Annotated in this window: 9 protein-coding genes; 3 read left to right on the top strand and 6 right to left on the bottom strand. The window is 57.8% G+C overall.

The features are described from left to right. Nucleotides 1-6 precede the first annotated feature (6 nt). The 4 genes from ACYVHC_RS08970 to ACYVHC_RS08955 form a co-directional block, all read right to left on the bottom strand. A complete protein-coding gene (locus ACYVHC_RS08970; protein ID WP_460613351.1) occupies nucleotides 7-2,439 on the bottom strand; it encodes a hypothetical protein in 2,433 nt (810 codons plus the stop codon). Between the two features lie 42 nt (nucleotides 2,440-2,481). After that, complete coding sequence (locus tag ACYVHC_RS08965; RefSeq protein ID WP_460613350.1) at nucleotides 2,482-3,621, bottom strand: DUF4249 domain-containing protein; 1,140 nt, start codon at nucleotides 3,619-3,621, stop codon at nucleotides 2,482-2,484. 11 nt (nucleotides 3,622-3,632) lie between these two features. Continuing rightward, a complete protein-coding gene (locus ACYVHC_RS08960) occupies nucleotides 3,633-6,407 on the bottom strand; it encodes a carboxypeptidase-like regulatory domain-containing protein (protein WP_460613349.1) in 2,775 nt (924 codons plus the stop codon). Nucleotides 6,408-6,468: 61 nt separating this feature from the next. Next, the gene (locus tag ACYVHC_RS08955; protein ID WP_460613348.1) at nucleotides 6,469-7,233 is read right to left on the bottom strand and encodes a hypothetical protein; all 765 of its coding nucleotides are present in this window, start codon (nucleotides 7,231-7,233) and stop codon (nucleotides 6,469-6,471) included. A gap of 138 nt (nucleotides 7,234-7,371) precedes the next feature. On the opposite strand from ACYVHC_RS08955, the gene ACYVHC_RS08950 reads away from it, so the two are divergent. Both ACYVHC_RS08950 and ACYVHC_RS08945 read left to right on the top strand, forming a co-directional pair. Next, nucleotides 7,372-7,695 carry a DUF7009 family protein gene (locus ACYVHC_RS08950; RefSeq protein ID WP_460613347.1) on the top strand — a complete coding sequence of 108 codons (324 nt, stop codon included), beginning with the start codon at nucleotides 7,372-7,374 and terminating at the stop codon, nucleotides 7,693-7,695. Between the two features lie 309 nt (nucleotides 7,696-8,004). Then, a complete protein-coding gene (locus tag ACYVHC_RS08945) occupies nucleotides 8,005-10,557 on the top strand; it encodes an FdhF/YdeP family oxidoreductase (RefSeq protein WP_460613346.1) in 2,553 nt (850 codons plus the stop codon). 130 nt (nucleotides 10,558-10,687) lie between these two features. Here ACYVHC_RS08945 and tamL read toward each other — a convergent pair whose 3' ends face one another. Both tamL and ACYVHC_RS08935 read right to left on the bottom strand, forming a co-directional pair. Further along, nucleotides 10,688-13,120, bottom strand: a complete 2,433-nt coding sequence (gene tamL, locus ACYVHC_RS08940) for a BamA/TamA family outer membrane protein (RefSeq protein ID WP_460613345.1) — start codon at nucleotides 13,118-13,120, stop codon at nucleotides 10,688-10,690. Nucleotides 13,121-13,184: 64 nt separating this feature from the next. Continuing rightward, nucleotides 13,185-18,665, bottom strand: a complete 5,481-nt coding sequence (locus ACYVHC_RS08935; RefSeq protein WP_460613344.1) for a translocation/assembly module TamB domain-containing protein — start codon at nucleotides 18,663-18,665, stop codon at nucleotides 13,185-13,187. A gap of 543 nt (nucleotides 18,666-19,208) precedes the next feature. Here ACYVHC_RS08935 and ACYVHC_RS08930 point away from each other — a divergent pair. Further along, nucleotides 19,209-21,938 (top strand): 4-alpha-glucanotransferase, encoded by a 2,730-nt coding sequence (locus ACYVHC_RS08930; protein WP_460613343.1) that lies wholly within the window; start codon nucleotides 19,209-19,211, stop codon nucleotides 21,936-21,938. Nucleotides 21,939-22,835: the final 897 nt, after the last annotated feature.

Below are 22,835 nucleotides of genomic sequence, written 5' to 3'. Positions count from 1 at the left end.
TCGGTCTTATAAAGCCGGCTTTACCTCAAAGGTGTAGGTGGTGCTGCCGGTATTTCCGGCGCCGGAAATGCCCTGCACCACTACTTGGTAGGCACCTACCTGGTCGGAGGTATAGAAGGTAAGCTCGGAGCTGGTGCCGGCGGTTAGGCTCACGGCCGGATTCCAGTACAGTAAGTTGCGGAAGTCGGGTAGCCGGCTTTGAGCTTGCTGGGGCGTTTCGTAGCGCGGCGCGTAAAACTCGCGCTGGCCCTGCACGCCCTCATACTCCTGGAGCAGTACCCGCGGGTCGAGCGGGAATCCGGCTAAATCGCCTTTGTAGGTGGTGTAGCTTACGATGCCGTTGTACACGAGCGGCCCCACGAAATATCGTTTTCTGACCACCTCCAGCTTCTGCACTTTCAGGGGGTCAAAGGCCATAATCTGGTTGGTATTGAACACCGGCATGCCATCTAGCAGCACCAGTGGGTTTTCGCGGGTAGTACGGGCATTGTCATCGGGCACCAGAAAGTGAAACCCGTCTTTCCGAATCCGAACCAGCACCCCAGGCACGTACTCGCGCATCACCTCTTCCATCACCTTAAACCGAGTGTAGGTATCGAGCAAATAGCGCTCATCGGGCTGTCCATAGAACGCCACGGTGTCCGTAGCGGGCATGTGGTACACCACCGGCCTACTTCCATAGTGCTGCTGTACCTCGGCCTGCACATGTCGGCGGCGAAGGCTCGCGGCCAAGCGCTCAGACAGCGTAAAGGGAACCTTGGGAGCCGGCGTATAGTGCGCTGAGAACGGGTTGAGGAGTTCTACTTGCACGAGGCTGTCGCGCCGCAGGTTGGGCTGTACCAGCAACTGCTTGGCTCCGTACAGGTGGGGCATTTCAAACTGAATACTGCCGTCGGGCTTGCTGATGGAATTATGAAGCTGAATGGCCCGGTTGGGCGCGGTGAGGTACACCGGGATGCTCGCCACCGGAGCGCCGGTAGAGCGGTGGAGCACCCGGCCCCGCACCAGATGGCCATTGAGCTCGGGCAGATAGGCTACAGGCGCCGGCTTTTCTGCTAGCACCTCAGCCCACGTAAACCGGCTCCAGCCCTGCGTCAGCATCAGGTTGTCGGCAGCGGCGGCCACGGCTGTATCTGGAGCCGAGACGTAATACGCCGGGTTTTCAATAGTCCCCTTCAAATCAGAGGAAAGCCACAGGTAACTGGAGATATCCGCGCCTCCTGCGGCCGTTAATGAATCGAGCTGGTACACGGCCACCGACACGTGGGCGGTTTGCGAGGCGCCGGGGGCTAGGGCAGCCGCCAGTTGCAAGCGTACCTGCTGGCGGGGTGCGTACTGGGCTTTATCGGGGCGGGCCGTAAGGGCTAAGGTGTTGGTGGGTGGCCGGAAGTAGAGCCGCTCGCACAAGGGCTGCCGCTTGCTGTTGAAGAGCGTAAAATGCGTGATACCCGCCGCCAGCTGTTTTTTCTCGATTATGAATTGGGCTTGGCCACTACCTAGCTGCGCCTCAGCCGCAAAGGCCAGCTGCTGCCGGGTATGCGCCAGCAGAAAAAGAGGCTCCGTAGTCAAGCCAGCGCCACTAGCCTGCACCACCACCCGAACCTGCTCGGCATTAACATCTTCCAGGCGCAGCACGTAGCCCTGGGCCTGCACCGGGGGCAAGGCGCTGGTTATGGTGTGCTGCGTGCCAACCCGGATAACGGCTGTATAAGCAGCACCCGCTTTGGTAGGCGTAAAGGAAAAGCTGCCCAACCCAAACCGCCGCGTACGGAAACGACCCACCGGCTGCCCAGCCTCATCCAGCACAGTGCCCTCGGCGGCCACGCCCTTTCCGCGGCCATCCGTAATCTTAAAGCCGACTTTGCTAGTCAGACCCTGTACTAAATAGCCGCCCTCCGGGAAAAACTGTGGGTCGAAAGCAGCCGCCGTGCGAGCAACCGGTGGACCTACCGGCGTGCGGGTATTCACGATGGTTATGGAGCTCTGGAAATACAGCGCGGGCCCGAAATTCTTCATCCAGTTGGTGTAGGCCCGGACGGTGTATTGCCCCGAAACAAGCTCGGCGGGCAACACAAATGAACCCTGCCCCAGGGCCTGACGCAGCCCAATTTTGCCTTGCGCCACGGGCCGTTGCTCCTGGTCCAGCACCTCTACATAGGCCACAGTACTGGCTGCCAGTGGCTGATGACTAGCCCCCTCCACAGCGTAAACCGCGAACCACATAGTTTCGCCACTCACGTAACACGGCCGGTCTAGGTGCAGAAACAGCTTTTCGGTGGGCAGGTGCTGGGCATAGCGGGCCAGCGCCTGCGGAATACTGCCAGAGCCGGTTTGCCCCGCGGCGCTACCTAGCCCGGCCAGCCACCATCCTACCACCCACCACAGCCATACGCTAGGAGTTTGGCGGAGTAGCCGGAAACGGTTGAGCGAAGAACTCACGGTAGTAAAGAAAATGAAGGATCTAAACAAAGCAGGTGAGGCTTACTGCCAGAAGTCGGGCCGGACGTTGGTGCCACGGCGGCGGCAGTCGGTGCATTCGGCAGTGGCCGCCGCGTAGCCAATCAGGATGCTGGTTTGAGGAATATAGATGTTATAGAGGGGCAAATACGCCGGGCTTGCGAAAGCGGTTGAGGCATCTTTAACCAACACGGTATCAATGTCTCTACATCCTCCATAGCCGGTTTCATAGCGAATATCAGGCAGCTCGGTGCTGGCAATAAACAGGCGCTTTTCCGTAACGGCGCCCGCCCCAATGTACCCAATTACAGGCTCCGCGGCATCGGTCAGGCAGCGCACATTGCCCGTGAGCTGAGTAGGTTGCGGATCAAAGAGGCCGCCCAAGCTTTCGGTGTTGGCTTTCAGCAGTTCCCAGTAGGCATATTCTTCGGGCGTGAGGGCGTATTGCCGAACCAGCACGCTGTACTTATAGCGCAGCTTTACGGAGTTTCGAGGCAGCAACACCAGCGGAAATTCCGACACCACATCCTCACTCAGCCGAACGGTATTGCTCAACAGAAGGGTGTTGGAGTTGGCCGAGCCCCAGCACCGGTAAATATCTTCGGTGCGCTCCTGGATAGTGCCGTTAACATACTCGATACTAGATCTGAAAGCTGATTGAAACTCCCAGGTTTCGGCGTAGGTCCAGCGGTAGTAGCGCGAGTTATTGGTGGGGTTGTGGCTGTTCACGTATAGCTGCACGCCCCGGTTTTCAACGGCCCAGGAAATGCTATCAATGGGCGGCGCGCTCTTGGCCACCACCAGCTCCGACGCATACTCGCGGCCCGCCGAGGTGCGCAGCCGAACTTGGTACTTCCGGGCGTCGCTTAAAGTCAGGAGGGCTGAACTATAGCTACCCGGCGCTTGCTCCGAAAGCGCAAACGAGGCTCCGGCATCATCCCATACCGTAACGGTGGCCTTGGTTTCGGGCGCGGCGGCGGCGGCATTCGCTACCCCCTGCGCCCTCGATAACCGGATGGTAGTTATGCCATTCAGGTTAATAAAGCCGCCTACTACCAGATAGCCCTCGGGCGTACCCTCCACCTCCGGCTCAAATGGGTCGAGGCAGCTGGGCAGCGTTAGCGCTACTAGTAACCAGATCAAAAAGTGCTTTACACGCGGCATAGGGCGCTTCACTAAAACTTGAAGTTGTAGGTAACCGTCGGAATAGGCTGCCCAAAAATGGAAAGCTGATACCCCACGATTTTACCGTTCTGGGTTTTAAAGAACACCGAGTACGGGTTGCGGCGCCCCGTCAGGTTATATACCGAGAGCGTCCAGGAGCTGTGCGCCAGCTTCTTGACTTTGTGGCCACCCTCAATGTTCATGGCAAAATCCAGCCGGTAGTAGTCGGGCACGCGGTAGGCGTTGCGGTCAGAGTAGAATACGCGGGCTACATCTTCCACGTAGTAGCGGGCCAGCGGCAGCGTAATAGGGCGCCCGGTGCTGTAGTTGAAGTTGAGGGAAGTGCTGAAGCGGCGGCTAAAGCGGTAGTTGCCGGCCAGCATCACATCATGCGGTTTATCGAAGTTGCTGGGGTAGTAGCGCCCACCATTGATGCGCTCTGTGGCCACCTCGGGGTTAATGCGTACCAGCGAGCGAGAATAGGTATAGTTCAGCCACCCGTTAATTTTACCCGATGATTTCTTGATGGATAGCTCCACCCCGTAGGCCTTGCCTTCGGCATTAATCAGGTCGGTTTCCAGGTGATGGTTGAGCAGCAGCTTGGCGCCGCTTTTATAGTCTACCACATCCTGCATCCGCTTGTAATAGGCTTCCACCGATGTCTCGATGGTATTGCGCCGGAAGTTGCGGTAGTAGCCTAGCGCTACCTGGTCGCCGACCTGGGGCCGCAAGTACCTGTCGCTTAGCTTCCAAGTGTCGGTAGGCGAAATGGAGGTGGTGCTAGTAAGTTGGCTGATGTACTGGCGGGTGCGGTTAAAGCTGGCCTTCACCGACGACTTCTCCGACAGCGCATATTTCACTGACAGTCGGTACTCGGGGCCATGATACGTGGCTATACTCTTGCCCGCCCCATACCGCACCGTATCACTGATGTTGCCGACGGTGCGTGGCGCTCCGGGCAAATACTGATTGACATCGCGCGGGCCCAGCGCCTGGTACAGCGAGTAGCGCAGCCCTACTACCACGGCCAGCCGCGGCGTCAGATCAATGCGGTCAGAAAGGTAGAGGGCGCTTTCCTGGGCCTGTTCGCGGGCTAGCTCATCTTTGAGAATCAACGACTCTTCGCCCAAGGGCTGCAGCCGGCCTGGGTCTACGCGGTAGCGCAGGGTAGTGGCCCCAAAATCAACGGTGTGCTTGGTATCCAGAAAGTAGCTGAAATCAGCCTGGGCGCCTAGTTGGCGCAGGCCGAACGACAGCTCCGACGCATTCACGGAGTTCTTTTCGCTGGTAATCTGGTAGGCATACTGGCTGTATGTACCCGTAAGCACGCCATAGAGCTTGTTGCTGAAAATATGCTTCCACTTCAGGCTGGCGTTGCGGTTGTGGTAGGTGTAGGAGGTGTCGGCGGCCAGCCGGAACCGGTCGCGGCTCAGGTAGCCGGTGGCGTAGAGCGTGTTTTTCTCGTTTAGTTCGTGGCTGAGGTGGGCGCTCAGGTCATAGAAGGACGCGGCACTTTCGCGCAAGTCGCGGTTTGGCAGGGCCCGCAGCAGCCAGTCGGAATAGGAGGTGCGGCCGCCAACCAGAAACGAGCTTTTGTCTTTGATAATCGGGCCTTCCAGCGTAAGGCGGCTAGTGAGCGCCCCAATGCCGCCCGAGCCGGAAAGCTTCTTTTTGTTGCCGTCGCGGGTGGCAATATCCAGCACCGAGGAAAGCCGACCACCATAGCGTGCCGGAATGGCGCTTTTGTAAAGCTCAACCGACTTGAGAATATCCGGATTAAAGGCTGAAAAGAAGCCGAACAGGTGCGACGGGTTGTACACGGTGGCGTCGTTGAACAAGATCAGGTTCTGGTCGGTGTTGCCGCCGCGCACACTCAGGCCGGTGCTGCCCTCTCCTACTGATTTCACACCCGGCAGCGTAAGCACTACCCTGAGAATATCGGTTTCGCCGAAAGCCGTGGGTACCTGGCGCATCGTCTTGATGTCGAGCTTTTCCAGGCCCATTTGCATGCCCGCTACATTCTTGTCTTTCTCGGCCTCAATTACTACCTCCTTCAGGTTCGTAAAGTCTTCCTCCACCTCCACTTTCAGCTGCCCGTCGGCGTGCAGCATAATACGGCGCTGGGTATTCTTAATGCCAATTCCACGGATGTTGAGTGTGTGGCGGCCCACCGGCAGGGTGAGGGCATAATAGCCAAACTGGTCAGTAGAAGCGCCAATCGTTGGGGCCTCCACATACACCGAAGCACCCGGCACCGCCTCGCCCGATTTGGCTTCGCGGATGTGACCGGCCAGAGTAGCCCTGCCCGAAGCAGGGGCGCTACTAGGATTGCCAATCTCATACAACCGCATGTTGGGGGCAGCAGCCCGATTGCGCTCGGGCGCTAAGGGCGGAGGCGTTGCTCCCGGCGCTACATCAGCAGCCACGGCCCCGGGAGCAGTGCGGAAATAGCTTTCGGGCAGGTTGGTTGATACTACCCCCTTTGCGGAGATGAACACGTTGTGTTCCTCATCAATGGCAAAGTGCAACCCCGTGGGGGCCAGGGCTTGCCGGAGTACGCTGCTCAGCGGTTGCGCCTGCACCTGCATCGTAACCGACACGCCCCTGACGGCCGTTGAATCAAAGAAAAACCGATAGCTGGTTTGGGCCTGCAGCTGCCGCACGAATTGCTCCAGGCTCAGGCCCTGAAACGTACCGCTCACGCTGGGCTCAGGGGTTTGCCCGTAGCTGCAAAAGCTACCCGCACACCATAAAACAAGCAGAACAAACCGATAAAAAGAATTCATAACAGGCAGGATAGCATAAGCCCACGCGAATTATCAGGAGAGCGAATACAGGAGCAGCTTACTAGGGCACGGGCTGCGCGAGGGTGCTGATATAGCGTGCCAGCGTAACCAGTGACTTCTCGCGAGTGGCTTTGCTGAATGTAAGGTGCTGGCTCCGGATGTACTTGCGTAGGTCTGCTTTCTTTTCCGGAAAAAGGGTCACCACCGTTTTGGCTTTGCTTACTTCATAATACTGACCACGCGTATTGATAAAGAACTTATTCTTCTGGTCTATATGGCCTTCCATACCGTCGGTGGCGGCTCGCTCCTGTATTTCTTTTCTGCGCAAAGCCAGTAGCCGAACCGGGCCATCGGCCAGCAACTCATAAAAGCCCGTGCGCATGCCGGCGGCAGTAGCAGAATCCGTAAACGCCAGACGGATAAAGGTGTGGGGGCCAATAGTAAAGCGGCTCACTTTCTCATTTACCAGGCTCATATCCAGTCCTCCCGAGGGCGACTTCAGCACCACTTGGTCCAGCACCAGGTCGTAGCGCAGCGGCAACCCCAGGTAGGTAAAGCCGGCATAGTCCAGGGTGCCTTCTTGGGGCGTTCCTGCCCCCAAAAACGGATGCCCTACAATGTAGCGCTTCACATAGTTGACGTACTCGGGACCGGTATACAACCCCGACTCGTAGCCTAGCCCTTGGGTGTAGTGTTGGCGCAGGCTGTTGCCTGCATCGGTTTGCAAGCTGGAATCAGGGCGGGCCGTTTGGGCCCAGCCGGGGCGCCCAGCAACCGCTAGCCCAACATACACGCCGAAACTGCACAGCATAGCTTTCGCAATCATATCACCATACTTACTTATTCCTTCTCTCTTACACGAAAGCCTATATTCAGCCCTGGCGGGCGCACATGCGGGCAGCAGCTTCCGCCTACGCGGCCATTTCTGCGTAAAGCTGTTACAATCTACCTCAATTTACGCTTCATGAAACTCCGCCTCGAAGACAATTCCCTTCGTCTCCGCCTTTCCGATGCCGAAGTGCAGCAGTTTGCCGAAACCGGCCGCGTTGCGGTTGTGCTTTCCCTAGGCCCCACAGAGCCCGAAACCTTCACGTATGCGCTGGAGCGCGTCGAGTCAGAAGAGTTTCGTATTGGCTACGGGGCCGGGGCGCTGACCATTAAAGTGCCCGCTGCCCTAGCTACTCACTGGACCCAAACCGACCAAGTAGGCCTTTCCGCCACGCTCATGATGGCCCACGAGCAGCCATTGAAGGTGTTGGTGGAAAAAGACTTTGATTGCAAACATTAAGAGCCTGGGGGCAGCATGCGCAGCAGGGCGTGTCAAATTCGGGGTTTCCACAACTTCCGCTGTCATTTCTTCGTCTGAAATTCAAACCATTGCCCGCCAGAATGCTTTTAGCAACAGTAGTGGCCGGCCGGGCTTTGGGTTTAGCTCTCCCCAGGAGCACGCGCCAGCAAATGGCGCGGCCCTCCACGTGCCGGCGGCTGGGCTTACCGCCACCGCACACCCTAGTAATCACCCTAAAAAGAGGCGGGCTTAGTTGCTGTAAGTGACTGATTTTCCGTTATCTTTTCCTCTTCATTTGTTCTGCTTGTCATGGAAAAATCCCCCATCGAAGATCCCAGCAAGGCTGGCAAAACCGAACAGCAAGGTGCTGAGGATAACGTGCCCAAAAGTGGTGAGCGCCCCGACCAGGGAGTAGCCCCTACCAACGACCATTACCGGCCCGACCCCCAACACCAACGAGACGAATCAGTGATTCCTGCCCCTGATGTAGCCAACGCCAAGTACCTGCACCCTATTCTAGCGCAGCCACCAGAAGCGCTTACCGGCCTCAAGCTGGAGGAGCGGGCCAAGGTAGCAGCCGGCGTAACAGCCGTTATCAAGTCTATGGAGTTTAGCTGGGGCGAAGGCGGCGTAAACCGCGGCACTAGGGGGCTGCTCAAGATGAACCAGAAGGATGGCTTCGACTGCTCCAGCTGCGCTTGGCCCGACCCCGACGACCACCGCTCCGTAGCAGAGTTCTGCGAAAACGGCGCGAAAGCTACTGCCTCTGATGCCGACGATAAAGCCGCCGGCCCGGAGTTTTTTGCCCGCCATAGCCTGGCGCAGTTGTCGCAGATGACGGACCGCGACCAGAACAACGCCGGCCGCCTCACGCACCCCATGGTGAAGCGCCCCGGCGACAACCACTACTCGCCCATTGCCTGGCCCGATGCGTTTCAGATTATTGCCGATGAGCTGAACGCGCTGGACTCGCCCAATGAAGCCCTGTTCTATACCTCGGGCAAAGTACCCAATGAGCCGGCCTTCCTGTTCCAGCTGTTTGCCAAGCAATTCGGCACCAACAACCTGCCCGACTGCTCCAATATGTGCCACGAAAGCAGCGGCGCGGCCCTCAGCCCCACCCTAGGCCTGGGCAAAGGCTCCGTTACCCTCAATGATATTCACGAGGCCGAAGTCATTTTGGTTATTGGCCAGAACCCGGGCACCAACCACCCGCGCATGCTCTCGGCCTTGCAGAAGGCCAAGCGGAACGGCGCCAAAATCATCAGCGTGAACCCGCTGTTGGAAGCTGGCCTGAACCACTTCAAGAACCCGCAGGACTTCATGAACCCCTTCAAGGCGCTGGGCGCGTTGCTCGGCGACGGCACCCAGATTACCGACCTGTTCCTGCAAGTGCGGGTAGATGGCGACATGGGCTTGCTGCGCGGTATCATGAAGCACTTGTTTGAGGCCGAGGACATGAACCCCGGCCAGGTAGTAGACCGTGCCTTCATTGCTGAGTACACCACCGGTTTCGAGTCGTTTGAGCAGAACATCCGCAACACGGCCTGGGAAGATATTGAGGAAGTAAGCGGCATTTCGCGGGCGCAGCTGCTGGAAGCGGCCAACATGCTGGCTACCAAGCAGAAGATCATTACCTGCTGGGCCATGGGCGTAACGCAACAGCGCCAGGGCGTACAAACCATCCAAGAAATTGTAAACCTGCACCTGATGAAAGGGGCCATTGGCAAACCTGGCGCAGGTACTTGCCCGGTACGCGGCCACTCCAACGTGCAAGGCGACCGGACCATGGGTATCTGGGAGCAGCCTACCAAGCAGTTTCAGGATTCTCTGGCCAAGGAGTTCAACTTCACGCCGCCCTATGAGCATGGCTACGACACGGTAGAGGCTATTAAGGCTATGTACAAGGGCAAAACCAAGGTATTTTTCAGCCTGGGCGGTAACCTGCTGGCGGCCGGCCCCGACACCGAGGTTATTGCTGAAGGCATGCGCAAGCAGAAGCTCACGGTATTTGTAGGTACCAAGCTCAACCGCGGCCACCTCACTACCGGCGAAACCAGCCTGCTCCTGCCCTGCTTCACCCACTTGGATATTGACATGCAGAAGTCGGGACAGCAGATGACTTCCTGCGAGAACTCCATGGGCGTGGTAAGCCAAAACAAAGGTGTGCTGGTGCCGCTGGAAGGCCAGATGATGAGCGAGGTAGCTATTCTGGCGGGAGTGGCCATTGCCACCCTCGGCGAGCGAACTAACATTGCCGATTGGGTAGCCATGACGGAAAACTACGACGTCATTCGCGACCACATTGCGCGGGTCATTCCGGGCTTCGAGAACTTCAATGAAAAGCTGCGCCGCCCCGGCGGGTTTTACCTGCCCAACGGACCTAGGGAGCGCAAGTTCACTACCAAGAACGGTAAGGCGAACTTCTCTACTACGGAGCTGGAAAAGCACATCCTGGAGCCCGACCAGCTGGTGCTGATGACCGTACGCAGCCACGACCAGTTCAACACGACCATTTACGAGTACAACGACCGCTACCGCGGCATTCATGGCGAGCGGCGCGTACTGTTCATGAACGCACAGGACATGGCCGACCGAGGCCTCAAGGCCAAAGACCTGATTGACATCACGAGCCATTACAAAGGCGAAAAGCGTACTGTGGAGAAGTTCGTGGCCGTGCCGTACGACATTCCGAAAGGCAACGTAGCCGCTTATTTCCCCGAGGCCAACCCGTTGGTGCCGGTAGGTAGCGTAGCCAAAGTCAGCAACACACCTACCTCCAAGTTTGTGGTGGTAACGGTAGTACCAGCACATAAAACGGTAGGCGCCCCTGCTGAAATCCGACTGGCCGTAGAAGCCTAGGTAGCAGTACGCCTCAAACCTAAAAAAGCCCCACCACTTACGTGGCGGGGCTTTTTTGTTACTGTTCTTGCGCTCCTAAGGCATACTGCACTAGGCTCGGCAATAGCTCAAACCCGGTACAGGCCGCGGCCTAGAAAGGGTAGCCAATGGCAATGTTGAGGCGGCCAGAAGTAGGTGTCTTCTCGTAAATGACCTGATTCAAAGCATCCCGGATTTCGGTGTTGCTGTAAGGCAAGCGCAGCGGATATGCATAATCGAAGCGAATGACGAAGAACTGCACATCAATACGCAAACCAGCACCGGCGCCCACGGCCAGCTCTTTCATGAAGGAGTTGAACGTGAACTGACCATTTTTACCATCGGGGTTGCCCTCGGCATCAATGGTTTGGCGGCTGGGGTCGTTGTTGATAAGCCAGATATTACCGGCATCAACAAACAGCGCACCCTTCACATACGGAAACAAATCCTGGCGGTACTCGGCGTTGGCTTCAATGCGCATGTCACCAACTTGGTCGTAGAAGGCGCTGGTTTCACGCGATAGGGGGGTTCGGTACGTACCAGGACCTAGGCCGCGGGCGGCAAAGGCCCGCACGCTGTTGGGGCCGCCAATGCCATACTGCTTAAGGTAGGGCAACACATTGGCATTCTTATAGGGCAGCCCTAAGCCCAGCAGCAGGCGAGTAGCAAACTTGTTGCCACTGGCCGGATTAGCGCTGGTGCGGAAGTAGTTGCGCAGCTCCAGATCAACCTTGGTATACTGCGAAAACTGCTGGCCCAAGATGGTGTAGGAGCTGCTGCCGTCGGGGTTCGTAACCTGGGGCTGGCCCGTGAGCGAGCTAGCCAGATACGCCAGGTTGCCGGCCACTTCCACGCCGCCGCTAAAATAAATCTGGTTGCGGCGCTGTTCCAGGGCCTGCTGATTGTAGGTATAGCGGTACGAGCTGGCCAGAATGGACTGCTGCCGGAAGGAGTTGGCCAGAAACGGCCGCTCAATCAGTAAGCGGTTGAAGGCAGCGCTAGTATCGGTAAGGCGCAGGTACTGCACATCAATGGGGCGCAGCTCGTGCTCGTTCGTGATTCTAGTTTTCCAGCTGTAGCCGTAGTTGAAGTTGAAGCCCCGTTGCGTGAAAGCATCTACCCGCGTCACAGACCGTACCCCCACCCCAAAGGAAGTACGCGGCTGAAAGTCGGAGTTTACCAACCGAATATCGAAGGGCGGTGTAATCAGACGCGGCACCAGCAATTGGGCATCGGCACCAAGCTCGTAGCTGGTAACACCAATGGTGGTGGCATTGCTCTGGGTCTGGTTTTCAAAGGAGCCCGTGAGGTTGATCAAGAGCTGCTCGGCCCCACGCAACGCCGAGCGGTTGCGGTACTGCACCCGGAAGCCGGGCCCGGTGAAGCCGTTGGATTTGCTGACCAGCTGCACCTCGGCCCGCAAGCTCTTCTTGGGCAGCTGCGTCATGCGCACATACGAGTTCAGGAAGCCATAGCCTGCCGAGTCGGCTTTTTGGCGGGCGGGCCGAAACCCGATGTCCACGTACTTGAAGGTGCCTAGGCTCATGAGGCGGCTCAAGGTCTGGTCTTGGCGGCGGCGGCGGTACAGGCTGTCGGGGTAAATAAACGTAGCGTTGGTGATGGAGCGCGCCTTGAACATCTCCTCATCCGGAAAGTACAGGTAACCCTGGTACCGAATGGGGCGCTGCTCATTGATGGTAGTATCGGTAAGCGAGTAGTTGGTATTGAGCCGAACGCGGTTCACCAAGTAGGGCTTAGAGGCCTGCTCTGGCGTTTTCTCCTTGATTTTCAAGTACACGTTCATCTCATTGTTGAGCGTGCTATCTACCTGAAACAGAATGTACTCGGGGCTGAAGTAATAGAAGCCTTGGTTTTTCAGCACGCCATCAATGCGGGTGCGCTCATTCGTGAGCGTTTGCAAATTGTAGGCGTCGCCAACCTTCAGCAGGGAGGCCGGCTGGGTTGCGCGCACCGCGCGGGCTAGGAGCGAGTCGCCCTCCGGGAAATAAATTTCCTTGAGGGTGTAGGGTTTGCCTACCGTTGCCGTGTAGTCAACGGTGGCCGCTTTACCCTTGGTTTGCACGCGGCTATGGACTTCGGGCTTGAAGTAGCCGTTGTTGTAGAGCCGGTTCACCATCAGGCCCTTCACCTTCTGGGTATCTACCTGGCTAAGCAGCACCGGCTTCTCGCCGTACTTATTGGCTATCCAGTGGCCTAGGCCTTTGGTTTTGCCTTCGCCCAAATGCCAGAAGTATAGCTTGGGCCGAATCCCAAGAAACGAGCTGTTGGGCTTGGGCGTGATAACCGATTCCAGTTCCGTAGTCAGCTCTGCCTCCCGCGGTATCAGGCTGGCCGATTTTATGTTTACGGTGCTGCCCGTGTACAGCTTACTGCCCTCCGGAATGTACTTGGTGCCCGAGCACGACGCCAGCAGGGCCAGCGCTGCAAATCCCAGGCCCCACCCACCCCGGCGGGCCGGGCAAGCCTGACCACGAGAGTCGGCAGCGTCCTTGACTGAGGAGAGGAAGGGCAGAAAATGCAACATGAATCGGAAGTTCAGAACAGAAAAAATAACAGACGGCCTTTGGACCTAACAGGCACCTAGGAAGTTAGCGGTGCGGGGCCGACGACTGCGTAACACGACGGGCAGAATCCGGCCGGATAAAGACCGGCCGCAGCTTAGTAGAATCTTGGGGAGCAGCGGAGGAGGCAGTAGCCACCGTGTCGCGGCCGGCTTTGCGGTCTTGGCGGCGGCGGCGCTTCTCCAGCTTCACTTCCTCTTTTACTTCCTCATCAATGCCCTTGAATAGGTCAGCTAGGTTGCGGTAGTCGCGCTGAAAAATCAGGGAGGCGCCGGTCCGCACAAATTGCCCGTCGATGTCGCCGTAGGCATTGTTGCGGAAGGCGCGCAGCCGGATCCGACCGTTGGCCAGCACATTGTACTCCACGCTTACGTCGCCGGCAAAGGCGCTTACTCCCGACTGGTTCTGGCCCTGCGAGGCCTGGTTGCCGCCGCCTAGGGGTACATCGGTACCCAACCGTACCGTGAGGCGGTTATTAAGTAGCTGCCGGCGCACGGCCACGTTCAGGTCGGTGCGGGTTTTCTCGGCGCCGCTGCTGAAGTCGGCATAGGAGTTCACCCCGAGCTCCACGCCCAGGTTAGATAGGTAAGAGCCCGTGAGGTTGTTGAGCTGCTGCGTGAGCACCTGGCTGGCCGAGCCGCGCAGCTGGCTGGCTACTAGGTTGCCGCTGCTGCTCTGGAAGGGGTCATCAGCCAGGAAGCGGTTCAGCACTAGCAACGAAAACACCTGCTTGTTCAGCTCACTTTCTTGGGAAGGCTGGCGTAGCTGCGTCAGACGGGCTTCAATGGGGCCGCGCAAATCAGACCGGGCCTCCTCGGGCAAGCGAATGTTGAACCCGATAACAGGCTTGAGCAGCTCGCCGGTCACTTTCAGATCTACCTCAAACGGAAGCTGATTGCGACCAATAGCCGACAGGGATTCATCGGCTAGGCCCTGCGCCGAAATCAACTCGGCTGGGGCAGCGCGTACCTTGTAAATGGCCGTTACGTTGGCCTGCCCGTTGTAGGGGTCGCCGCTCCAGGTAATAGAGCTGCCCGGCGCAATGTCAAACTCGCGGGAAGCCAGATCATACAACGACATCTGGTATTTACCTTCCGTAACATCGAGGCGGCCCGTAAGGGTGATGGCGCCCGTAGCATCAATGGCGGTGTTGAGCGTGCCGTTGGCCTGTACCCGCAGGTTGTCGCCGGAGGCCTCGTCAATTACAATGGTGAAGGGCGTTTTGTCGGTGACGGTTACCAAAGCCTGCACGTCGTAGCCACTGGTGGTTTGCAGCGTATCGAGGGCTAGCTGACGGGCCAGCATGGTATCAACGGGGGCGCTTTTATCTATGAACTCCACAATGCCTTCGCGCTCAACTTTCACGGGGTCATCGGTGGGCACACCCACAAACAGGTCGGAGCCATTCGCCACCCTAGCCCGCGTCCGGACGATAGGCAGGTTTAGGTTGCCGGTAATGCGCGAGTCAGAATCCACAAACAGCTTACCCCAGAACAGCGGGTTGTCGCGGCGGGAGCTTTGCACGGCTAGGAAGTTCTCCGTAGTCGCTTCCAAATCAAAGCGGAAGTCCGACACATAGTCGCGGGTCCGGATGGAGCCGTTTACCACGGCTCGGTTGCCTAGGGAGTCTTTTACAATGAAGTTATCGAAGCCAATGCCCTGGTTGGTAAAATCGATATCCTGCGAGGCCAGGAAGTACGGTGCACCCAGCTGCGAGAGGGTGAAGGTAGCATCGGGGGTGGTGGTGAGCGTACCGTTTACCACGGGCTGGGTAGCGCTGCCCGTTACGGCTAGCTGCCCCGTTACGCCGCCACCCATCTGCTGCAATTGCCCCAACGAGAAAGGCTCGACAATTTTCAGATCCAGCCGGTTTACGTTCACATCAAACTGGATGGGGCTGGCCGGAGTAGCAAGGTAGTAGCCCACCGCGCGCACATCCATGCCCTGCTGGTTGGTCAGGCGCATATCCACGTTGTAGCGGTCGGAGGTGGGGTTGGTGGCCTGCAGCGCTATGTCGCCGATGGCCGCTTTGTTGAACACGAAGCCTGCTAGGTTGGCGTTAGCCGTAAAGGCCTGCTTGGGCTGGCCTAGGCTAAAGGCTACAGCTTGGCCATTAAGCGTACCGGCAATCAACGAATCCTGGAAGCCAGCGGCCCGACCCAGCGCATTGATTTCCAGGTTCTCCATATTCACCTGCAGCGGATATTGTGCGCCAGCCAGCGTTTGGAGGCTCAGGCGCCGGTTGTTGCGGCTGAAGCTCAGGTTCTGGGCAAAGATGGCCCCCGTGGCGCTGGTGTAGCGAATTTCGTTGTTGGTCGGAATGTCCCACTGCTTCTGATCGAGCATCAGTTTGGGGTCGAACCGGAAGGCATAGGCGTCGCCACCACCTAGCACGCACAGCGCACCGGCCAGATTCAGCCGCTCGGCACTATCCGACTGGGCAATGCGCAGCCGCGTCCCGATTTCATTGTTCTGGATGCTGCCTACTAAGCTAGGGTTCGGCACCGACAGGGTAGTATCCTGGCTTATTTGGCGCAGGCCCAAGGCGTAGTCCAGCTTCTGCGGATCGGAGCTAACATTAAGCTTCAGTGAATCTAGGGCATAGCCCATGTACACGATGCGGCCCACACGGGTGTTCAGGCGCAGGTCGGCGGCGCGGCTGTCGTAGCTGCCGGTGAGCTTAAACGGCGTGAGGCGCGTGAGGTCAGGCACCAGCTGCTGCACTAGGCGCGGCTGCTTCAGGTTGGCTTCGAAGGTAAACTGCCGGTAGTCGGCGCTGGGGCGGTATCGCACACCGGGCAGGTCAAAGTACCGATCAATGTGGCGCTGCAACTCAGTGGCAATGTCGCCGAGGCGGGTGTTGCCACGCAAGGTCACATCGGCCACACTACTGGTAAAGTCGACTTCGGTGCGGCCCGTGCGCTGCACAATGCGGCCATTCACGGAGTCGAGCGCAAAGGGCTGGTTGTTGCTGACGATGACTACGCGGTTGCCCGAGAAGGTGCCGTTCAGAGTGTTCAGATCAGAGCCGCTGATGTTAGCCGTCAGGTCGCCCTGTACGCGCAGGTCGCCGCCGGTGTAAAAGCCCAGGGCCGTGAGGTTGGCTCCGCGCAGGTTCAAGCGGTCAACAGTATAGGTAGGGTTCGAGGCATTGCGCAGGTCAATGGTCGCCAGCAGATCGAGGTTGAGGTTGGGGTCGTCTTTGCTGCTAGCGTCCACCACATAGCGGTTCCGGTCAATATCGACTTTAGCCGTGATGCCGCGGTAGGTGTAGTTATTGTACGTAGCCTCCTGCACTTGGGCATTCAGTGTACCACGCAGCTGGTTTGGGTCGAGGCCGCCGCGGCCCCTGAGCGTACCGCTGGCTGTTACTTTGCCAATGGTGGGGTCGTTGAGGAACTTGCCCACATCCAGGCTTTGGGTGCTGAAGGTAGCCGTTACGGGTTCTTGGCCGGCGGGGCCTTCGCCCACATTTACTTTGGCGGCTAGGTTGCCATAACTGGTTGTAGCGCGCAAATCGGTATCAAACACCAACGCCGTAGGGCGTCCCCGGAACGTGCCCGATACCGCTATGCGAGGTGGCAGATTGTAGCCCGCTGGCAACGTACCGGCCGGCAACACCCCCCGGATATCAGCAGCCGTAGAGACAAACTCCTGAATATTCAGGTCAGTGTAGAGGCGGCGGTCGGTGTTGGGCAATCCCTGAATGCGACCGCTAGCCCGCAGGCGAGTACCCGTCAGGCCCCGGAAGTTGACGTTCTGAAGAGCCAAGTTGTTGAGGCGCCCCTGCACGCGGCCACTAAGCGTAAGTGGCAGGTTGGGGTTGGTAGCCAAAGGTGGCAATGTGCCGGCCGGCAGCAGTCCGCGCATATCGGTTTCGGTAGTGCGCAGCTCCCGGATGTCGAGGTTCAATACTAGCCGCTCATCGGTGTTCGGTAAGCCCTGAATGCGGCCCGAGCCGCGTACCACCGTGTTGCGGAAGCCCACGGCATCGAGGTTCCGGATCTGTAAATCACCTACTCGGCCGCTCACCTGCCCACTTACCAGCACCGACTGATTGGGGCCGGTAGTGAAAGGGGGGGTTGAAGCCAGATCGGGGGCTAGGTAGAGAATGTCGCGGAAGCCGAGGCGGGTGTCGCGCAGGTCGCCCTCAATGCGCAGGTTGGGCAGGTCGTCGGCAATGGCATCCAGGTTTTTGTAGCGCATGGCCAGGGTCTGGCGGATGCGCGTGTGCGGCGTAACCAAATCCAGGTTATCAAGCCGGGTTTGGGCCGAGTCGAAGATGACATCGGCCTGGGCGCGGGTCACGGCAAACCCACTTTGCTCCTGCCCAGCCAGCTGGGTAATACGGCCGGTGGTGCTATTTTCAGAGTAACGCAGGTTCTCGGTATTGAGCACCAAGTTGGTGAACTTGAGGTGATTGTAGTCCATGCCCCGCACCTTGGTTTTCTGGCGCGGTTCATTGAAATTATCAAAGGCTACGTCTACCCCACTGATATCGGACTGCTTGAGGCTGACGACCCAACTAGCCTCCTGGCCGGTTGCGTTTTCTACCGACTTGTTCAGGTCGCGTACGGCCTCCGCGGGGTTTACTACGCGCTGCTCTACAGGCACTTCCTCGTTCTGAGCGTACGCGAAGCTAGTGTTGCGTAGCTTCAGCGTGTTCAGGGCCACCCGGCTATTTATCAGGTCGATGTTGTCGGCTGTAATTTCCGCTTCGCCCACACGGGTACTGATGAACTGCGCCGATGGGTTGTTCTTATACGTCAGGCTGACGTTGTTCAGCAGCGCCCGGTTCAGGCCGAATTCCAGCTGCAGAGCCGCCGTATCGGCGGGGGTGTCTGGCGGCACTTTGGTTTGCACAATCCCGATGCTGGTATTTTTCAGCGCGGCCTGATCGACCTTATAGGTAGAGCCATCCACATCCACTAGGTCCATGTTCACGGCCAACTCCCCCACCTTGGTGCGCACGTTCATACCATCCACCGCATCGTTGTACGTGAGCAGTATGTTGGTTAGGCGCAAGTCGCCGATGTTGTACTGAAAGCCCGCGCCCGTTGTATCGGCGGGGGTAGTAGCTGCAGTGGCCGTATCGCCGGCGGTGAAGGCGTTGAGGATAAAATCGTAGTTGCTGATGCTGTCGGGTTCCGTACGCTTAATAGCGATGCGGCCATCGTTGAGCTCCAGGCTTTTCAGGTTGATCTGGGATTTGGTGAGGGCCCAGATATCAATATCCAGCCCTAGGTGCCCCACGGACACCAACGTATCCCCTTTTTGATCTTCCAGATACACGCCATCGAGGCTGAGCGCGTGCTTAAAGTCAGAGCGAAACTTCCCGATTCTGACTTCGGTCTGGAGCTTGTCGCGCAGGTAATTTTCCGCTTTCCGGGCCGCAAAATCCTGACCTGATGAGGTTTGCAGAAACACAAAAACCCCGGCTACTAAGAGTAGCACGAGCCCGACGAGCCCTAACAGGGCGTAAAGAATACGACGCAGATAAACTGGCAAAAGGCAGAGAGTAGAATGAAACCTAGTCCGGCAAACGACAAACACCCTCCCCAGGTTTGCCCGATGCCCTTTTTACCGGTCACTCAGGCCGTTATAGCTACCAATGGCTTGCTTCTGGCCCTCTCTTCCGCTCCAACCCGCCGCCACCACTAGCCTGTCACTCGGGCCGTTGCCGCTACCTTTTGCCAGCAGCCGATGCCTAGTACTAGGTACCTAGCGGGCCCGGCCAATGGCACCCGTACCCGAGCAACTCCTACTGCTTCGAAGGCGAACCTCCTTCTCAGTTTGCCTTTAGGAAGGAGGTAGTAAGGTCACGTTTGAGAAAAGTTATTACCCACTCACTTTTATTTTCGGCGGGTAAAATTTCGGGCATGGAGGCAAAAAATCAATCGGGCATCAACCTCGTATCAACCGGCCATTACTAGCCCCAAAATCAAGGTAAAATGCCTGAATTTATGTCCGTTTGAGGCCCTGCCCAGCGCCACTTGACAGCGCATTAAGCCTTATCTTTCGGCCCTATTTCTTCTGTAAAATCAGTACCCGATGATTCTTCGCTTTACGCTACCCTTCCGCACGGCCTGGGGCCAGCGCCTGGTAGTTTGCGGCTCATTGCCCACACTGGGCCAATGGAACCTCGACCAAGCTCTGGACCTGTTCTACCACGCTGATTCAGGCACCTGGTCTCAGGAAATTAGCCTGCCCGATGACCAGCTGGACACAGTGGAATATAAATACGTGCTGCTAGATGAGCGCGACGGAGGCAAGCATTGGGAATGGGGCCCGAACCGGAAAATTACCTATGAAGCCGGACGCTTTACGCGCGTTGTGCTAGAAGATTTTTGGCGTGCTCCGGCCTTGGCTGAAAACGAGCTGCACACGGCCGCTTTCACCAAAGCCCTGATGCGACGCCCCGCCCCTGCGGCAGCGCCGGCAACTCCCGCTGCCGATGCCGTGGTGCGTTTTCAACTGGCGGCGCCACGCGTCGAGTCTGACCACCAGCTGTGCGTGCTAGGCTCCGATGCCGCGCTAGGTGCCTGGGACGCCCAAAAGGCCGTGCTCCTCTCAGACGCTGACTACCCTACTTGGGTGGCAGAAGTGGCGTTGCAGAACCCCAGCCAGACGGTGCAGTACAAATACGGCATCTGGGACCCGCGGACGCAACAAATTGTGCACCTGGAGGCCGGCGACGACCGCCTTATTCAGCCCAGCCAGGGGCCACGCACTTTAGTGGTAAAGGCCGATGACCACTTCCGCTACCCTACCGGCAACTGGCGCGGGGCGGGCGTGGCATTGCCCGTGTTTGCCTTGCGCAGCCGCCGCGGCCTGGGCGTAGGCGAGTTCCCTGATCTGAAGCTGCTCGTAGATTGGGCCGCAGCGACCGGCCTGAAACTCGTGCAAATTCTGCCCATCAACGACACCGTAGCCACCCACACCTGGGTAGATAGCTACCCCTACGCGGCTATTTCGGTGTTTGCCCTGCACCCGCAGTACCTCAACCTCGACGAAATTGCTGAGCTACAGGACCCCATGGCGCGCCAGGAACTAGAGCGCCTGCGCGAGGAGTTAAACGCCAAAGACTTCGTAGACTACGAGCCCGTGATGAACGCCAAATGGCAATTCATCCGCCAGCTCTATCAGCAGGAAAAGGCTGCGTTTTTAGCCAACCCCGATTTTCAGCAGTTCCGCGAGGAGCAGCAGGCCTGGTTGGTACCGTACGCGGCCTTCTCCGGCCTGCGCGACCGGTTCCATACCGCCGACTTTACCCAGTGGCCCGAGGAGTTCCGCACGCCGGCCAAGGTAGCCGAGCTGACCGATGAGGCCAGCGCCGACTTTGATGAGTTCGGGATTCACTTCTTCACGCAGTACTACCTCGATAAGCAGTTGCGGGAAGCCGTTGACTATGCCCGCCACCACGGGGTAGTAGTAAAAGGCGACCTGCCCATTGGTATTTACCGCCACTCCGTAGATGCCTGGACCCAGCCTGAGCTTTATCACATGCACCAGCAGGCCGGCGCGCCCCCCGATGACTTCTCGGTTACGGGTCAGAACTGGCGCTTCCCCACCTATAACTGGGAGCGAATGGCCGAAGACGGCTACCAGTGGTGGAAGCAGCGCATGGGCCACTTGGCCCGCTACTTCGATGCCCTTCGCATCGACCATATTCTGGGCTTTTTCCGCATCTGGGAAATTCCGGGGCATTCTGTAGAGGGCCTACTGGGTCACTTCTCGCCGGCACTACCCCTACACCAACACGAAATTGAACATCGCATTGGTTGGTTCGATTATGGCCGCCTTTGTGAGCCCTATATCCGCTGGCACATTCTGCAGGAAATCTTCCACGGTCAGGCCCAGAGCGTGTTTGATGAGTTCATGGAAGATGCCGGCCACGGCGTTATCCGCCTGAAGGAGCACGTGCGTACCCAGCGCCAGATTGAAGCCGTGCTGGGGGTTCAGCTGCAACAGGACCCTAGCAACGCCGAGCACTACCGCTGGCTGCGCACCGGCCTGTACTGCCTAGTAAATGAGGTGCTGTTTGTGCCCGACGACCAACAGGCTGACTTCTACCATCCGCGCATCACGCTGCACCTAAGCCGCTCGTTTCGGGAGCTGGATGACCAGACGCGCCCACGCCTGCAGGAACTGTACTTCGACTTTTTCTACCGCCGTCATGAGGACTTCTGGCGCCGCCAGGGGCTAGTAAAACTGCCGGCCGTGCGCTGGGCTACCGATATGCTCATCTGCGGTGAAGACCTGGGTATGGTACCTGATTCGGTGCCAGGCGTGATGAAGGCGCTGGGCATCCTGGGCCTTAACATCCAGCGCATGCCTTCTGACCCGAGCGTAGAATTCGGCCACCCAGGTGCCGCGCCATACCTCTCCGTGGTTAGCCCCGGCTCGCACGACATGAGCACAGTGCGCGGCTGGTGGGAAGAAGACCGCGAGAAAACGCAGCGTTTCTTCGAGACCATTTTGGGGCACCACGGTCAGCAGGCGCCGCCGTTCTGCGAGCCCTGGGTTGCCCGCGACATTACGGTGCAGCACCTGTACTCGCCAGCCATGTGGGCCATCTTCCCTCTCCAGGATTTGCTGGCCATGGATGCGAGCTTACGCCGCCAGGACCCACTTGCTGAGCAAATCAACGTACCAGCCAACCCAACTCATTTTTGGAAATACCGCTTCCACCTCAACCTAGAGGACTTGCAGCAGGAATCCGGCTTCAACCAAGAGGTCCAGCAACTCGTCAATCAAAGCGGCCGCAATCAGGTCTACTAGCCGGCCTTTTTCAACAAACCAGACTACGAAGCCCCACCATCCGGTGGGGCTTCTTTTTTTGCCCAACGAAAATCTAGCTGACGGCGGAGCTTGGCATATGGTGGCTGGGGTTTCCCAAAGTGGGACAATTACGGCAGCACAGTAAAAATCTTGGCCAATTCATTCGCTAACAAAATCGACTAACTCACCGAGAACAGATCGTCATTCAGCGAAATCAACCGGGCTCGCCACACGCGCAAGGTAGTTTTGGGCTAGCATAATAGTGCACTCAAACCTCTTTCAATTGCTAGAGGCCCCTCCCTCAGACAATCTTCATTTCACTTCATTCTATGAAAACACGCTTACGATTAGCCCCCTTCCTGCTAGCATGGCTCATGTTAGCTGAAAGGCCTGCTTGGGCACAAACAGCCGTAAATAAAGCGGCCCCTATTATTCCAAAATCATTTGGGGCTACTGCTATCAAGCCGCTTTCAGCTACTTCGACTCCTGGCAGCTATACCATTCTTACACTGCCAGCAAAAGGGGTACTACGGCTCAACGGGACTCCGATAACTGCAGTTCCAGCCGCTGTATCCGTGGGTAACGCCGGTTCGCTGACCTATGCTCCTGATGCTACAGCAGCAGCAGGCAATTATAGTTTTACATATCGCACTAGCAATATTGCGACTGCGGCTACATACTCGCTGCCTGTTAGTAATGCTTCATGCAGCCAAAACAGCGCTATTGACTTTTCAGAGCGAACAGTAGGAGAGAGCTGGAAAGCACAGGCCGGGGTTACAGTTGCTAATACTACTGTAAGCACTACGAGCTATACTTCATCTGTTCCAGCAGGGCAGACAAATATTTTGGGCATAGAAAATCAGCCCGCCCGCCTCTCTACACAAGGCTTAGTATGGC

Source organism: Hymenobacter seoulensis, from assembly GCF_054780535.1.
The sequence above is the reverse complement of the archived record's forward strand: the minus strand, read 5'-3'. Positions and strand labels throughout refer to the sequence as shown.

Coding starts and splice junctions, on each gene's coding strand:
- ACYVHC_RS08965 (WP_460613350.1), bottom strand. CDS start 3,621: ATGCCGCGTGTAAAGCACTTTTTGATCTGGTTACTAGTAGCGCTAACG.
- ACYVHC_RS08960 (WP_460613349.1), bottom strand. CDS start 6,407: ATGAATTCTTTTTATCGGTTTGTTCTGCTTGTTTTATGGTGTGCGGGT.
- ACYVHC_RS08955 (WP_460613348.1), bottom strand. CDS start 7,233: ATGATTGCGAAAGCTATGCTGTGCAGTTTCGGCGTGTATGTTGGGCTA.
- ACYVHC_RS08950 (WP_460613347.1), top strand. CDS start 7,372: ATGAAACTCCGCCTCGAAGACAATTCCCTTCGTCTCCGCCTTTCCGAT.
- ACYVHC_RS08945 (WP_460613346.1), top strand. CDS start 8,005: ATGGAAAAATCCCCCATCGAAGATCCCAGCAAGGCTGGCAAAACCGAA.
- tamL (WP_460613345.1), bottom strand. CDS start 13,120: ATGTTGCATTTTCTGCCCTTCCTCTCCTCAGTCAAGGACGCTGCCGAC.
- ACYVHC_RS08930 (WP_460613343.1), top strand. CDS start 19,209: ATGATTCTTCGCTTTACGCTACCCTTCCGCACGGCCTGGGGCCAGCGC.